The following is a 15150-nucleotide window of genomic DNA, read 5'->3' as shown; positions in this document are numbered from 1 at the left end:
GCCCGGCCATAAGGATCAAATCGTCAATCCGAACGGATGTCCATCACGCCAGCTTATGGGTCTCTGCATAGGATTGCGCCACTTCGACGCCGACCTGGGCAAGGGTGGGGATCAGGATAGAGTCCGGGGCGGTGCGATAGGTGGCGGTGAAGCGGATGGGCGGCAGCAGCAGGTCCGCTTCCAACAGGCGCAGTTCGCCCCGCGCCAACTCCGGCTGCATGACCTCGGCGGGGATCACGCTGATGCCGATCCCGTCCACCGCCATGCGGATGATGGTTGCGATGGAGGAGGAGACGTGGATGCGCGGCGTGCGCATCGTCCTCTCCCGGAAGGCCTGGACGAGGTAGCCGTAGTTCGCCGTGTTCCGGGGGTGGGTGACGAAAGCGTGGTTCGCCATTGCCTCCGCCGTGACAGGGCCGGGCCCGAGGCCCAGGCGCGGGCTGGCGGCGAAGCAGTGCGGGAAGGCGCAGAGGGGGATGTCCACGAAGTCCTGCTCCGCGATCCCGCCGACGAGAAAGGCGAGGTCCAGCTCCTGGCGCAGCAGGCTGGCCTTCATGCGCGGCGTCAGCTCCACCTCGATGTCGAAGGTCACCTGCGGATGCGCGCGACTCACCCGCTCGATGAAGTCCGGTAGCCAGGTCTGCGCGACCGTCTCGGACACGCCGAGACGGACGACGCCGCTCTCGCCGCCCGGGCCGGCAACGGCGCGCATCATCTCCGTCCGCAGCCGCAGCAGCCGGTCCGCGTGCTCCAGCAGGAGGCGGCCCTTCGGAGTGGGGGTGGCGGCGCGGCCGGTGCGTTCCAGCAGGCGGCCGCCGAACTCCTCCTCCAGCGCCGCGATGCGCTGGGAGACGGCGGGCTGGGTGGTGTAGAGGCGCTCCGCCGCGCGGCCGAAGCTCTGGAGGGTGGCGACCCAGTAGAAAACCTCCAGGCTTCGGAAATCGACCAAGCGGGGGAACTCCGGTGCCGGGGTGTTGCCGCATGGTCGGATGGCGGACGGCGGGGCTCAAGGGGCGGCGCCCTCCTCTCGGAAATCAGGGCTCGAGGGTGGATCCGTCCGGGGCGCGCGTGGCGCCCCGCAGCACGTCCAGCGGGACCAGCCGCTCCACCTCCTCCTGCACAGCCAGGATCGCGGCCCGCACCAGGGGCGTGACCGGGCGGTTGGCGGGCGTGGCGATCACCAGCAGCGCCCGCATCGCGGCCGAGCGGAAGGGCCTCGCGCGCAGCCGGCCCTCGCGCACCTCCCGGTGGACGGCACCGAAGGGCAGCACGGTGGAGCCGACCCCGCGCTCGACCAGCTGCTTCAGGGCCGGGACGCAATCCACCTCCATCCGGACGCGCAGCCGCACGCCTTCCGCGGCGCAGGCGGCGTCCAGCACGCGGCGGAGACCGTTTTCCGGGCCGGGAAGAACGAGTTCCTGCCCTTCGAGGAAGGAGAGCGGCACCGGCTCCGGGGGACCGGGCGTGATCGGCTCGATCAGGAAGAAGTCTTCCAGCAGCAGCGGCGTGGCGATGAGGTGGGGGCTGTTCCGGGCGTTGTAGAGCACCGCGAGGTCCAGCCTTGCGGCCTCCGTCCATTCCAGCAGGATCGCACTGAAGGCCTCGCGGATACGGAGCCTTGCCTCGGGATGCCGCGATCCGAATCGCAGCGCGAGGTCGGCGCCCATGCTGGCGGAGAGCGAGGGCGGCATGCCCAGGGTCACGCCGCCCACAAGGTCCAAAGCTCCCGTCGCCAGCTCGGCTCGCACGGCGGCGAGTTGCTGCGTGGCGTTCTGCGAGACCTCCAGGAATCGCCGCCCGGCATCGGTCAGCATCACCCCGCGCCCATGGCGGTAGAGCAGCTCCCGCCCGAGATCGGCCTCAAGCCTGGCGATCTGCCGGCTCAGCGCGGGCTGGGTCATGCCGAGCCGGACCGCGGCACGGGAGAAGCTTCCCGCGGCGGCAACCTCGAGGAAGCTGCGGATCTCGTGGAACTCCACCGGAACGCCCTCCCCGCCAGCCATGTCGCCGAGGTAATAGCTCTTATTACGATCAGGCGGTCCCGACCATCACGTTCGCTGGTATCCTGAGGCCGAGGTGTCCCGATGCCCTCCGCTCCGGCCCGGAGCATGGGCGGGAGAGACCGACCCTGTGGAAACCCCGCCCATGCCTTCCTCACCGCTGTCCGGCGTCAGCTACGAGTATCTGGCGGCCATGCAGGCCGCCTTCGACAGCGATCCCGCCTCGGTCGAGCCGGGCTGGCGCGTGCTGTTCCAGGTGCTGGCCGAGGTGGGCGTCCCGGCCGCCGATGGCACCTCCGGTCAGCAGGCGGCGCTGCGGGATGCGGCCCTGCGGGACCGTGGGCACCTGATCGCGGCACTCGATCCTCTCGCCCCCCCGGCCGAACCGGTGGATGCGCGGCTGGAGCCGCTGCGGGCGGCCTATGCCGGGACGCTGACGGCGGAATCCGCGCATATCGACGACGATGCCCGCCGGAAGTGGCTGCGTGCGGCGGTGGAGCGGGGCGACGGCCTGCCCGAGCCGGCGCAGCCGCTGGACATCCTGCGCGGCCTGGTGGCGGCGGAGGAGTTCGAGGGCTTCCTGGGCCGCCGCTTCCCCACGAAGAAACGCTTCGGCGCGGAGGGGGCGGAGGCGCTCATTCCCCTGCTGACCCGCGTGCTGGAGCGGGCGGCGGAGAGCGGGGTGAAGCGGGCGGTGATCGGCACCATGCATCGCGGCCGCCTGTCCATCATGACGAACGTGCTCGGCCGCTCCCCCACGCGGCTGATGGCGGAGATCAAGAACGCCCATCCCTTCCCTGCCGACACGCCGCGCGCGGGCGACGTGCCCTATCACCTCGGCCACGACACGGTGCTGACCTTCGGGGAGCGCAGCATCCGCGTCACGCTCCTCGCCAACCCCTCGCACCTCGAGGCGGTGGATCCCCTGGTCCTCGGCCGCGCCCGCGCCGCGCAGGAGGCGCTGGGCGAGGAGGGCAAGGCCCGCGTGCTGCCGATCGTGATCCACACGGATGCGGCGGTGATCGGCCAGGGCGTAGTGGCGGAGTGCATCCAGCTCGCCGGGCCTGCTGGCTACTCCACGGGGGGCACGGTGCACCTCGTCGTCAACAACGGGATCGGCTTCACGACCGAGGCGCATGAGGCCCGCACCTCCCGCCACTGCACCGGCGGCTGGAAGGCCGTGGACAGCGCCATCCTGCACGTCAACGGCGACGATCCGGCCGCCGTGTGCCGCGCGGCCGACATCGCCGTGGCCTGGCGGCACGCGCAGGGATGCGACGCGGTGGTGGACCTCGTCTGCTACCGCCGCAACGGCCACAACGAGATCGACGAGCCCGGCTTCACCCAGCCGCAGCTCTACGCCCGCATCGCGGAGCACACGCCCGTGACGCGCCGCTACGCCAGTGCGCTGGTGCGGCAGGGCGTGACGGACGAGGCCGCGGTTGACGCCATGGTGGAAGCCTGCCGCGCCCGGCTGCAGGCCGCCTATGAGGACGCTGCCGGCTTCCGCCTGAACGAGAGCGGCTATCCCCCCCGCCCCGCCCCGCGTGGGCCGGAGACGGGAGTGGAGGGCGAGGTGCTGTCCCGCATCGCCGCCACCCTCGCGGAGCCGCCCGGCGGCGCGGCGCTGCACCCGCGCATGGGCCGCATCCTCCGGCAGCGCGCGATCGAGGAGGGCGGCATCGCCTGGCCCACCGCGGAGGCGCTGGCCTTCGGCAGCCTCGTGCTGGAGGGCGTCCCGGTGCGGCTGAGCGGGCAGGACGTGGCGCGCGGCGCCTTCTCCCACCGCCATTTCGCGCTCCTCGATTCCGCGACGGGGGAGCGGCATATCGGACTGGATCGGCTCTCACCCGGGCAGGCGCGCTTCCAGGTCCATAACAGCCCGCTTTCCGAATATGCCGTGCTCGGCTTCGAGTACGGCTACAGCCTGGAACGGCCGGAGGCGCTGGTCATCTGGGAGGCGCAGTTCGGCGACTTCGCCAACGGGGCGCAGATCGTGATCGACCAGTTCCTCGCTGCCGCCGAGGAGAAGTGGTGCGATCCGTCCCGCCTCGTCGTGCTGCTGCCGCACGGGCTGGAGGGCCAGGGACCGGAGCACTCTTCCGCGCGGATCGAGCGCTTCCTGCAGCTGGCGGCGCGGGACAACATGCGGATTGCCAACCCCTCCACCCCCGCGAACTACTTCCACCTGCTGCGGGAGCAGGCGCTAGGCCTGCACGACCGGCCGCTGGTGGTGATCGCGCCGAAGCGGCTGCTGCGGCTGCCGGCGGCCGTCTCGCCGCTCGCCGATTTCCTGCCGGGCAGCGCCTTCCGGCCGGTGGTCGCAACCGTCCCGGTTGGGCCGGTCCACACGGTGCTGCTCTGCTCCGGCAAGATCGCCTACGACCTGGAGGAGCGCGCGGGGCGCGGGGCGGAGGGCGTGGCGGTGCTGCGGCTCGAGCGCCTCTATCCGCTTCCGGCGGAGGAGCTGACGGCCCTGTTGCGTCGCTGGCCGGGAGCCCGCATCACCTGGGTGCAGGAGGAACCGGAGAACATGGGCGCCTGGACCTGGATCGACCGCCGGCTGGAGGCGCTGGCCACAGCGGCGGGGCTCTCCGAACCCCGGCCGGGCCTCGTCGCCCGCCCGGAATCACCCTCCCCCGCCGGCAGCTTCCACGGGGATCATGACGCCGACCAGGCGGCGATCGTGGAGCGCGCCTTCGCCGCCGCGCCGGTCGCCCGCGCCCCTTCTGCCCATGAGACGAGGGCGGCCTGATGGCGGCACCGCTCTCCGGCCTGCGGGTTGTCGAGGTTTCCGCCTTCATCGCGGCGCCGATCGGGGGGATGACGCTGGCGCAGCTGGGCGCCGAGGTGATCCGGATCGATCCCATCGGCGGCAATATCGACTATCGCCGCTGGCCGCTCTCAGCCGAGGGGACCAGCCTCTACTGGACCGGGCTGAACAAGGCGAAGCGCTCCGTCGCGCTGGCCCTCAACAAGCCGGAGGGGCAGGAGATCGCCCGCGCCCTGATCTGCGCGGGCGGGGAGGATGCGGGCATCCTGCTGACGAACCTGCCGGCCAGCGGCTGGATGAGCCATGCCGCGCTCTCCGCGGGGCGGCCGGACCTCATCATGCTGCGGCTGATCGGCAACCCCGACGGTTCGGGCGCCGTGGACTACACGGTGAACTGCGCGGCGGGCTTTCCCACAGCGACCGGGCGCGGCGAGGAGCCGGTGAACCACGTGCTGCCCGCCTGGGACATCGCGGCGGGGCTCTATCTCGCCACCGGCCTCCTCTCCGCGGAACGGGCGCGGCGGCGGGACGGGCGGGGGCAGGAGGTGGTGCTGTCCCTGGCGGACGTGGCCTTCGCCTCGGTCGCGAACCTCGGCTACGTGGCGGACGTGCAGGTGAACGGGGCGGTGCGCCCGCCCATGGGCAACGAGCTGTACGGCGCCTTCGGGCGCGATTTCGCCACCGCCGACGGGCGCCGTGTGATGATCGTCGCCATCTCCAACCGGCAGTGGCGGGCGATCGGCAAGGTGACGGGGCTGGCCGGGAAGCTGGCGATGATCGGCCCCATGCTGGACGTGAACCTGGACGAGGAGGGCGGGCGCTACGAGGCGCGGCACGCCATCGCCGCCGTGCTCGCCCCATGGTTCGCGCGGCGCAGCCTGGCCGAGATCGCCGGGCTGCTGGAGGGCAGCGGCATTCTCTGGGGTCCCTACCAGGACTTCGGGCAGCTCGTGCGGGATGATCCGCGGGTCTCGGCGGCCAACCCGATGTTCGCGGAGATCGAGCAGCCCGGCGTGGGCCGCATCCTGGCCCCTGCCGTGCCGCTCGCCTTCTCAGGCACGCCGCGCCCGGCCCCCTCCCCCGCGCCGCGCCTGGGCGAGCACAGCGACGCGGTGCTGGCGGAGGTTCTCGGCCTCTCCGCCGCCGCGATCGGAAAGCTGCATGACGCCGGCATCGTCGCCGGCCCGAAGGAAGGCTGACGCCATGAACGCCGTGACGAACGACATCGCGCTATCAGACTACGGCGCTGCCCTCGCGGCGGCGGAGCGGCTCTTCGAGGAGGGGCGCCGCGCGGTGGCCGCGACGGTGGCGCCGGCGGGCAAGCCGGACTCCGCGCTGATGGATCGGCACCAGTTCGCCCTGCACGGGCTGGCCTGGCAGGCGGCCTATGTCGAGGCCCTACGGCAGACCCTGCGCTGGGCGGAGGGCCTGGCCGGCTCCTGCGGCCTCGGCGCGACGGAGACGGCGATCCTGCGGCTGGGCTTCGCCGAGTACCTGGCCCAGCTCGCCGGCGGCATCCCGATGAGCCAGGTGGAGGCGGTGCGCCCCGCCGATCTCGGCATCCCGCCCGAGGCGGTGGCGCGCTTCCTGGCCGAGCCGGTCCTGGCCCGACTTTCCAGCCCTGTTGGGCTGGAGGCGGCGCGGCTGGCGCTGGCCGAGGCCCTGGTCGAGGGCCGGTATGGCGCCCTCGGGCTCGATGACGAGGCGCTGGAGGCGACGCGCGCCGAGTTCCTGCGCTTCACCGCCGCCGAGGTCACGCCTCATGCCCAGGGCTGGCACCAGCGCGACGAGCTGATCCCCGCCGAACTCGTGGGCAAGCTGGCCGAGATGGGCGTCTTCGGCCTGACGATCCCGGAGGAGTATGGCGGCCTCGGGCTCGGCAAGGTGGCGATGTGCCTTGTCTCGGAGGCGCTGAGCGGCGGTTATATCGGCGTCGGCTCGCTCGGCACGCGCTCCGAGATCGCGGCGGAGCTGATCCGCCTCGGCGGCACGGAGGAGCAGAAGGCGCGCTGGCTTCCCCGGCTCGCCTCCGGCGAGACCCTGCCGACCGCTGTTTTCACGGAGCCGAACACGGGGTCGGACCTCGGCAACCTCCGCACCCGCGCCGTGCTGGAGGGCGATGTCTACAGAATCTACGGCGCCAAGACCTGGATCACCCACGGCTCGCGCTCCGACCTCATGACGCTGCTGGTCCGCACGGGCGCGCCGGGCTCCGGCTACAAGGGCCTGTCGATGCTGTTGGCGGAGAAGCCGCGCGGCACGGAGGCGGACCCCTTCCCTGCCCCGGGCATGAGCGGGGCGGAGATCCCCGTGCTCGGCTATCGCGGGATGAAGGAGTACGAGATCGGCTTCGACGGCTTCGAGGTGCCCGCCTCCTCCCTGCTGGGCGGGGTGGAGGGGCAGGGCTTCAAGCAGCTGATGGAGACCTTCGAGAGCGCGCGCATCCAGACCGCCGCGCGGGCCTTGGGCGTCGCGCAGAACGCAATGGAGCTGGGCATCGCCTACGCCACCTCGCGCGAGCAGTTCGGCCGCGCGATCCTGCACTTCCCGCGCGTCCACGCGAAGCTGGCCTGGATGGCAGCCGAGACGATGATGGCGCGCCAGCTCTCCTACTTCGCCGCGCGCACCAAGGATTCCGGGCAGCGCTGCGACATGGAGGCGGGAATGGCGAAGCTGCTGGCCGCGCGCGTGGCCTGGAGCAACGCGGACGCGGCGCTGCAGATCCATGGCGGCAACGGTTACGCCATCGAGTACCCGATCAGCCGGGTGCTCTGCGACGCGCGCATCCTCTCCATCTTCGAGGGCGCGGCGGAGATCCAGGCCCAGGTGATCGCGCGCGGGCTGCTCGGCCGCGTGAACTGATCCCGTGAACTGACCATCGGCCGCACCGCCGGATCAACCGGCGGGCGGCGTGCATCCCATCAGGAGGAGACTGTCCCATGGCCCTTTCGCCGACCCGGCGCGGCCTGCTCGCGGCGCCGCTGGCCCTGGCCGCCCCCCGCCTCGCCCGCGCGGACGACTGGCCGAGCAAGCCGGTGAGCATCATCGTCGGCTTCCCACCCGGCACGGCCACGGATTCCGTCGCGCGGCTGGTGGCGGACCGCTTCTCCCGCACGCTCGGGCAGCGCTTCGTGGTGGACAACCGCGTTGGGCAGAGCGGCTCGATCGGTGCCGCCTATGTCGCGCGGTCCACGCCGGATGGGTACACCATCACCGTTGGCGCCTCCGCCCCGCAGGCCATCAACCCGCATATCTACCCGAATGTCGGCTACGATCCGCGGGTGGACTTCACCACCATCGGGCAGCTCGTGCAGCTGCCCTACCTTCTCGTCGCCGGGCAGCACACCGGCTTCACCAACCTGCGGGACGTGGTGGAGAAGGCGCGGAAGGACCCGGATTCCGTGACCTATGCCACCACCGGCAACGGCTCCACCTCGCAGCTGCTCATGGCAATGCTGGCGCATTCCACGGGCGTGCGGATGACCCAGGTGCAGTATCGCGGCACCGCCCAGTCGCTGACCGACATCGTTGCCGGCCGCGTGGACCTGACCTTCGACACGCTGATCGGCACCATGCCCTTCGCGCGGGACGGCAAGGTGCGGCCGATCGCCGTGGGCACGGCGGAGCGCGTGGGGGTGATGCCGGACGTGCCCACCACGGCGCAGGCCGGCTTCCCCGCGGTGAAGGGCGGTGCCTGGCTCGGCCTGCTGGGCCCCGCCGGCCTTCCGCCCGCCATCGTGGCCCGGCTGGACCGGGAGTTGTCCGGCCTGCTGGCCGACCCCGCCTTCGGGAAGACCATCACCGATCTTGGCGCCGTGGTGGATCCGGCGGGGCCGGAGAAGTTCGGGCAGATCCTCCGGCGTGACTACGAGAGCTGGGGCGAGATCGTGCGCGTGACGGGGACGCGGGCGGAGTGACGCCCGAAACGGACGGGGCAATGACCGTCGGGCAGGCGATCGTCGCTGCCCTGCGGAACCACGGGATCGACCGGGTCTTCTGCGTGCCCGGGGAGAGCTATCTCGGCCTGCTGGACGCGCTGCATGGGCACGCGGCGATCGACACGGTGGTCTGCCGGCACGAGTCAGGCGCCGGCTTCATGGCCCTGGCGGATGCGCGGCTCACCGGCCGTCCCGGGGTGGTCCTCGTCAGCCGCGGGCCCGGGGCGAGCAACGCCGCCATCGCCGTGCACACGGCGCAGCAGGACGGCGTGCCCCTCATCCTCCTTATCGGGCAGGTCGCGAAGCGGGATGTCCGCCGCGATTCCTTCCAGGAGATCGACTACGGCCGGATGTTCGGCGGCATCGCCAAGTGGACGGCGGAGCTGACCGATCCGGATCGCGTGGGTGAGACCATGCTCCGCGCCCTGCAGGTGGCGACCACAGGCCTGCCCGGCCCCGTGGTGATCGCCGTGCCCGAGGACGTGCTGACGGCGGCCTGCGAGCCGGTTTCCGTCCCGCCGCAGGCGCCGGTGCGTGCCGCACCGGACGCCGCATCCCTCCTCGCCCTGCGGGAGATGCTCCGCACGGCAGAGCGGCCGCTGGTGATCGCCGGCAGCGGCATCACCGGGGAGGACGGGCGCGCGGCGCTGCTCGGGTTCCTGGAGGCCTGGAACCTTCCGTCCCTCGTCTCCTTCCGGCGCCAGGACCTGCTGCCCAACGGGCACCGCCTCTACGCGGGCGACCTCGGCCTTTCCAACCCGGAACGGCAGATGGCGGTGCTGCGGGAGGCGGACCGGATTGTCGTGCTGGGCGCGCGGCTGTCCGACATCACCACCCAGGGCTACAGTTTCCCCCGACTGGTCCGGCCGGAGCAGGCGCTGGTGCATGTCCATGCCGATCCGGCGGTGATCGGCACGCATTTCGGCTGCGACCTCGCGATCGCCTGCCCCGTCCCTGCCCTGCTCGACGCCATCGGCACCCCGGATGCGCCGCTGCCGTCGCGGGAGGGCTGGACCGCGCGGCTGGGGGAGGAGCGCCGGCGAATCGCCGCGCCGCGCGCCTTCGAGGTGACGGACGGCGTGCCATTCGAGCTCGCCGTGGACGCGATCGGGCGCTGCCTGCCGGCGGATGCCATCGTTACCGTCGATGCCGGGACCTTCGGGGCTCCGGTCTATCGCGTGGTTCCCTTCACGCCGCCGCAGCGCCTTCTCGCCCCCATCTCCGGAGCCATGGGCTTCGGCGTGCCGGCGGCCGTGGCGGCGGGGCTGCGGGAACCGGGGCGCACCACCGTCTGCCTCGTGGGTGATGGCGGCTTCCTGATGACCGGCAGCGAGCTGGCGGTCGCGCTGGAGCGCGGGCTGCCGCTGAAGGTCGTGCTGTCGGAGAACGGGATCTACGGCTCCATCCGCATCCACCAGGAACAGCAATATCCCGGCCGCGTCTCCGGCACCTCCTTCCGGAACCCGGATCTGGCGCTGATGGGGCAGGCCTACGGCTTCCCGGTGACGCGCATCCGCAGCGTGGCGGAGCTGGACCGTCTGCCCGCTTTGATCGCGGATCCCGGGCCGCAGTTCATTATCGTCGAGACAAGCGTCCAGGCCATCCTGCCGAAGCCGGGGCCGCGCTGAATGAGAGAGGACCTGGCCATGACGGCCCAGCCGGTGGTTGCCGACCCCGTGGGAACCGGGCTGCTCCGCGACCCCGGGCGCTTCGCGCGGGAGGTGTTGGAGCCGATCCGCAAGGTGGTAGGGGAACGCGGCCTGATCACGGACCGCGGCGCCATGCAGCCGCATATGGTGGCCTGGCGCGACAACTGGGCGGGCCGCGTTCCCGCCGTGGTCCTGCCGGCGGATACGGCGCAGATGGCGGCGGTGATGACGATCTGCGCCGCCACTCGCACGCCCGTGGTGCCGCAGGGCGGGAACACCGGCCTGACGGGCGGCGGCCAGCCGCACGCCGATGATTCGGAGATCGTGCTCTCCACCGCGCGGATGAACCGGATCCGCGGCATGGATCTCGACAACGACACGATCACCGTCGATGCCGGCGTCGTTCTCCAGGTGATCCAGGAAGCGGCGGCGGAGGCCGGCCGGCTGTTTCCGCTGAGCCTTGGCGCGGAGGGAAGCTGCCAGATCGGCGGCAACCTCTCCACCAATGCCGGCGGGCTGCAGGCCATCCGCTACGGCACGGCGCGCGGCCTCGTGCTGGGGCTGGAGGTGGTGCTGCCGGATGGGCGGGTGTGGGACGGTCTGCGCGGGCTGCGGAAGGACAATGCGGGCTACGACCTAAAGCAGCTCTTCATCGGGGCGGAGGGGACGCTCGGCATCATTACCGGGGCCACGCTGCGGCTGCTGCCGCGGCCGGAGGCGACGGTGACCGCCTTCCTCGCCACCCCATCGCCCCGGCATGCGGTGGCCTGGCTGCGTCGGGCGAAGGCCGCGCTGGGCGAGACGATCACCACCATGGAACTGATGGAGCGCCGCTGCCTGGAGATCGCGGCGAAGCACAGCCCCCGGGTGCAGGACCCGCTGGCGCAGGCCTATCCCTGGTACCTGCTGGCAGAGCTGTCGGGCCAGGGGACGGAGGAGGATCTGGCAGCCCGCCTGCTTCGCGTGCTTGAGGAAGGGCTGGAGGCTGCGGAGTTGCTGGACGGTACGGTCGCCGCGTCCGCTGAGCAGGCCGCGGCTCTGTGGCGCATCCGCGAGGGCACGCCGGAGGGCCAGCGGCTGGAGGGTGCCTCGTTCAAGCACGACGTCTCCGTGCCCGTCTCGCAGGTGGACCGCTTCATCGCGGAGGCGGATGCGGCGCTGACGCGGCGCTTCCCGGGGATCCGCTCCTTCGCCTTCGGGCATCTCGGGGACGGCAACATCCACTACAATCCGGTACAGGCCGAGGGCGAGCCGGCAGCCGAATGGGCGGCGCGGCTGCCGGAGGTGAACCGGATCGTGCACGACATCGTCGCCTCTCTCGGCGGCTCCATCACGGCGGAGCACGGGATCGGGCGGCTGCGGCTGGAGGAGGTGGGGCGCTACAAGGCCCCGGTCGAGATCGAGATGATGGCGCGGCTGAAGCAGTGCTTCGATCCGATGAACCTGATGAACCCCGGGAAGATGCTGCCGCCCGCCGCATTGCACCGCATGCCCTGAGATCCGGGTTGGGGATTTTTACTGGGCCTTCACGGAACTCCGGCATTCAACAGCGATGCCCACAGAGCTGCGCCACATCATCTTCTCCTCCGCGGAGATCGTCGAGGCGGTGAGCCTGTTCGCGCGCTCGCGCGGACGCCCCTTGCCCCCCGGGCAGATCACCGAGGCCGCCGCCCTCGACACCGAACCGGGCAGCGCAGTCACCTTCCGCCTGTCGATCCTGCCGGACGCCTCGGACAGGGAGGCCGGGCGGCTATCCCCCGAGCGGCTATCCCCCGAGCGGCTATCCCCCGAGCGGCTATCCATGGACTGGTCCGGGCCGGAACTCGCAGCGGCGCTGCTGCGCTACTGCCGGGGGCGCAATATCCCGATGCCGGTGAGAGGCAGCAAGTCCCTGCAGCGCTTCGGCACGCAGGTCGGGCTGGTGGTCACCATCGCGCCCCGGAAAAGCTCATTGCCCGAGCGCCTCCAGCAGGTCCGAACCAATATCAGGCCGGAAAATCGGTCAATCCAGCGACAAAGCCGCGCAGAATTGGAAGCTGTCCGCCGAGGCTCTTCCTTGAGAACTGCGCTTGGCCATGAATGACCTATACGTCGCGCGACCGCCCAGGCCAGGGACGGCGCCGCCCGTGGAATGGGAACGACCGCACCCATACCCACCATCCACGTCAGCACCGCTTTTCACCTACAGAAGAAGTCCAGGAGGTGAAGGCGCCTGTTGGGCTCTCTACTCGCCAGCTTGCTGGTCACGCAGAACGGCAGCCCTGGACTTCGTGGCGTATCCTAATCGCCCCAGGTGAAAACCATGACCTAAGGCGTCCGAGACATCCAGCATCGATTTCTCTCTCGCGCGCTCGTACCGATCCGGTGAAGAAGTTACTTCCTGGAGGAAGACGAGCAGGTCATTGCGATCCTGAAAAGTCGAAACGCCCGGAAGAAGATAATTCTCCGAGGTCAGGACGGCCGCGAGCCTTTCCCTCTGCAATGCCTGGCCGGCGGCGGAGGTGATCTGCATTTCATCGAGGCGGGCTGGCCAATCCACCAGGGTCCCGATTCTCCGGAAAAAATCTTTGTAGAAGTCCCGGGATCGGTCGATCGTGACGACCTCCGCCCCAAGCTGCAGCAGCCGTTCCCGTTCCTCCTCCGGTGCCAGCACGATCAGCGGGTGACTCAAACCTTCCCGGACATAGGTGATGAGATCTTCGTCCCGCTGCGTCGGCCGACGACCCTGGAGGGAAAGGCCCACGCGCTCGATCGGGGGCTGCAGCTTCGCCTTCTGATCGGTGAAGAGCCCGACGTGCAGAGCCGCGGGCCAGCTATCGCTCCGAAGTGCGGCGTCCTGTATGGAGAACATACGCCGGTCCAGCACGAAGACCTCGCCGGACAGTCCTGCCCTCTGCAGGAGTTCGGCAGCCTCGTCACGCTCCTGTTTCTGGCCGACAACAACCCGGAGGCGCAATCCGGAAAGCGGTTTAGCCTCAAGGATCTCCCTGAGTACTTGTAGTCCATAGACGAAAAGGACTGAATTCGCGCTTGGCGTCGCGTCGCTCAGGGCGCCAGCGTCTGTGAGGATGAGGCGACGGATCTGCCAGTTGAAGCCGACGGCCTCAACTCCAAACGCATTCCAGACCCTCGCCGGAACTCCGCCGGACCTTTCGATCAGGACGTGGTTCAGCACGACTGTCGCCAGCAGCGAATCCGTCCGCAGATCGCACATGTGCCAGACAGCACCCGATGCGCTTTCATCCTGCGCCGGGAGGGACGCCGCGAGGGCGATCGTCCCTTGCGCCTCTGGCTTCGGCGACTTCTTCGTGCCGTCCTGCTTTCCGCCTTTGCTGCCCTTCTCCCTTTCAGACTTAGACGCCTTCGCCGACGACACCTTGGCCTTGGCCTGAGACGTCGCCGAGGAACCTTGCTCGGGTTTGAGTGGCGTTCCATCGGGGTTGCCGGCCAAGCGAGTGGCATCCTCCCCCTGATCCGAGACACCGCTCCCGCGCGCTGGCGTCGATTGCGGGGAAGAGGCGCTTACCGACTGCCCATCATCGCCTGAAGGCGACAACCGGATATCTTCCAGCATGGCAGTGAGTGTCGCGAGCTCATTGAAGCGCAGCTGAAGCGAAGCCGCTCGGCGGGCGTCCTCTGCCTGGAGAGCAGCGAGGGTTTCCGCCTGTTCAGTGAGCTTGGCTTCGAGATCCCGGATCTTTTCGTTCGCTGCCGAAAGTTCCGCCCCGACCATCACCGCAGAAGACGTTTCGTGCGCAGGGCCGGCAGCTTCCTCCGAATCGATTTTCGCCTGATGAAGCAGGTTTACCAATCCACCATGGACTTCGCTGAACTTTACGGAAAGCGCTTCAGCTTCTTCAAGCAGTTGCGCCATTTGCTTCCGCGGGTCGATCAGATCCATTCGACATTCCTGTAGTATCAGGTAGAACACGGACGAGGCATATCAGTGCTTGGCGACACAAGTTGCGCGGCATTCATCCTGACGGTCGTGAAGCCCCAACCGAACGGTGGCTTCGATCGGAAGCGATTACCCGCCAGTCGTCATTTGGGAGGGGGCACGCAACGGCAAACCCCTCGGTACGGATCACCCCAGCTACCTCGGGACAGTGTTGCAGAGTAGGTTGAGCCTACGTCATCAATACTGCCAGGCCAAGTGTGAAGCGCGAAGTTTTGGCTAAGATCACCTTCCGACCGGTCTGCTCGAACTGGGCATACGGCACCCAGCCGCCACTGCAGATCACTTTCGGCTCATGGTTATTCAAAGATCGCGTTTCAGCCCGGAGTTGTCGGGGAATTTAGGACATCGTTGTGTCACATGGGCCGTTTCAACCACCCCAAAATCAAAGTCAGCCCCGTCTGCAGAACTGCCTCTAGACCGCTGAAGTTGAGTCCACAGGCCCATTTCTGAAGAGACGGATAACCGGCAGAGACGTTCGGCAGCGAAGGCCGAGCTTAGGCGAAGCTCAGGACTTGCGGACTCGTCCCTGGCCTGAGTGAGCCGGCGCCCGACATGGTCGTGGATAAGCGAGGCTGGATAACCGACGATCGGAGGTATTGGTTCAGGCCGGCGCACGCCGCGTCAGGACTTCGCGCCAACCATTCCCGGCAAACGGAAACCGGAGCGATCAATCCCTTCCCGGCGAAAATACGGCGACGGCCCTGCGCGATTTTTTGCACTTGCGAGATGGGGGCTATGGTCGGGGGCGTGGTGGTGGGATAGGGAGGTCTGGACAGGGCTTTGGCGGCCCTCATCCGCAGGGGAATTCAATGCGCGTCGCGATGATCGGTGC

10 protein-coding genes are annotated in these 15150 nt (G+C 69.6%); 7 read left to right on the top strand and 3 right to left on the bottom strand.

Going from position 1 to position 15150, the window contains the following annotated elements; all coding sequences use genetic code 11:
• Window positions 1–43: 43 nt before the first annotated feature.
• Both J5Y10_RS26140 and J5Y10_RS26135 read right to left on the bottom strand, forming a co-directional pair.
• Window positions 44–949 carry a LysR family transcriptional regulator gene (locus tag J5Y10_RS26140; RefSeq protein WP_209377082.1) on the bottom strand — a complete coding sequence of 302 codons (906 nt, stop codon included), beginning with the start codon at window positions 947–949 and terminating at the stop codon, window positions 44–46.
• 85 nt (window positions 950–1034) lie between these two features.
• On the bottom strand, window positions 1035–1979 hold the full coding sequence (locus tag J5Y10_RS26135) for a LysR family transcriptional regulator (protein WP_209377081.1): 945 nt from the start codon (window positions 1977–1979) through the stop codon (window positions 1035–1037).
• Window positions 1980–2145: 166 nt separating this feature from the next.
• Between J5Y10_RS26135 and J5Y10_RS26130 the strand changes: the two genes are divergently transcribed.
• The 7 genes from J5Y10_RS26130 (at window position 2146) to J5Y10_RS26100 (ending at window position 12443) form a co-directional block, all read left to right on the top strand.
• Window positions 2146–4755, top strand: a complete 2610-nt coding sequence (locus J5Y10_RS26130) for a 2-oxoglutarate dehydrogenase E1 component (protein WP_209377080.1) — start codon at window positions 2146–2148, stop codon at window positions 4753–4755.
• On the top strand, window positions 4755–5972 hold the full coding sequence (locus tag J5Y10_RS26125) for a CoA transferase (RefSeq protein ID WP_209377079.1): 1218 nt from the start codon (window positions 4755–4757) through the stop codon (window positions 5970–5972). Before J5Y10_RS26130 ends, J5Y10_RS26125 begins: the two co-directional genes overlap by 1 nt.
• Before the next feature lie 4 nt (window positions 5973–5976).
• Window positions 5977–7635 carry an acyl-CoA dehydrogenase family protein gene (locus J5Y10_RS26120; RefSeq protein ID WP_209377078.1) on the top strand — a complete coding sequence of 553 codons (1659 nt, stop codon included), beginning with the start codon at window positions 5977–5979 and terminating at the stop codon, window positions 7633–7635.
• A 77-nt stretch (window positions 7636–7712) separates the two neighbouring features.
• On the top strand, window positions 7713–8690 hold the full coding sequence (locus tag J5Y10_RS26115; protein ID WP_209377077.1) for a Bug family tripartite tricarboxylate transporter substrate binding protein: 978 nt from the start codon (window positions 7713–7715) through the stop codon (window positions 8688–8690).
• The gene (locus J5Y10_RS26110) at window positions 8687–10339 is read left to right on the top strand and encodes a thiamine pyrophosphate-binding protein (protein WP_342453029.1); all 1653 of its coding nucleotides are present in this window, start codon (window positions 8687–8689) and stop codon (window positions 10337–10339) included. The genes J5Y10_RS26115 and J5Y10_RS26110 overlap by 4 nt, the downstream gene beginning before the upstream one ends.
• Before the next feature lie 18 nt (window positions 10340–10357).
• Window positions 10358–11857 (top strand): FAD-binding oxidoreductase, encoded by a 1500-nt coding sequence (locus tag J5Y10_RS26105; RefSeq protein ID WP_209377076.1) that lies wholly within the window; start codon window positions 10358–10360, stop codon window positions 11855–11857.
• A gap of 55 nt (window positions 11858–11912) precedes the next feature.
• Window positions 11913–12443 carry a hypothetical protein gene (locus tag J5Y10_RS26100; RefSeq protein ID WP_209377075.1) on the top strand — a complete coding sequence of 177 codons (531 nt, stop codon included), beginning with the start codon at window positions 11913–11915 and terminating at the stop codon, window positions 12441–12443.
• A gap of 141 nt (window positions 12444–12584) precedes the next feature.
• Here the strand turns inward: J5Y10_RS26100 and J5Y10_RS26095 are convergent, their stop codons facing one another.
• Window positions 12585–14261 carry a hypothetical protein gene (locus J5Y10_RS26095; RefSeq protein ID WP_209377074.1) on the bottom strand — a complete coding sequence of 559 codons (1677 nt, stop codon included), beginning with the start codon at window positions 14259–14261 and terminating at the stop codon, window positions 12585–12587.
• Between the last annotated feature and the right edge of the window lie 889 nt (window positions 14262–15150).

Source organism: Roseomonas indoligenes, from assembly GCF_017813365.1.
Taxonomy (GTDB): domain Bacteria; phylum Pseudomonadota; class Alphaproteobacteria; order Acetobacterales; family Acetobacteraceae; genus Roseomonas; species Roseomonas indoligenes.
The sequence above is the reverse complement of the archived record's forward strand: the minus strand, read 5'-3'. Positions and strand labels throughout refer to the sequence as shown.

Excerpts from the sequence above, each read along its gene's own strand:
- J5Y10_RS26130 (WP_209377080.1), top strand. The coding sequence starts at position 2,146 with ATGCCTTCCTCACCGCTGTCCGGCGTCAGCTACGAGTATCTGGCGGCC.
- J5Y10_RS26095 (WP_209377074.1), bottom strand. The coding sequence starts at position 14,261 with ATGGATCTGATCGACCCGCGGAAGCAAATGGCGCAACTGCTTGAAGAA.
- J5Y10_RS26120 (WP_209377078.1), top strand. The coding sequence starts at position 5,977 with ATGAACGCCGTGACGAACGACATCGCGCTATCAGACTACGGCGCTGCC.
- J5Y10_RS26105 (WP_209377076.1), top strand. The coding sequence starts at position 10,358 with ATGACGGCCCAGCCGGTGGTTGCCGACCCCGTGGGAACCGGGCTGCTC.
- J5Y10_RS26125 (WP_209377079.1), top strand. The coding sequence starts at position 4,755 with ATGGCGGCACCGCTCTCCGGCCTGCGGGTTGTCGAGGTTTCCGCCTTC.
- J5Y10_RS26115 (WP_209377077.1), top strand. The coding sequence starts at position 7,713 with ATGGCCCTTTCGCCGACCCGGCGCGGCCTGCTCGCGGCGCCGCTGGCC.
- J5Y10_RS26100 (WP_209377075.1), top strand. The coding sequence starts at position 11,913 with ATGCCCACAGAGCTGCGCCACATCATCTTCTCCTCCGCGGAGATCGTC.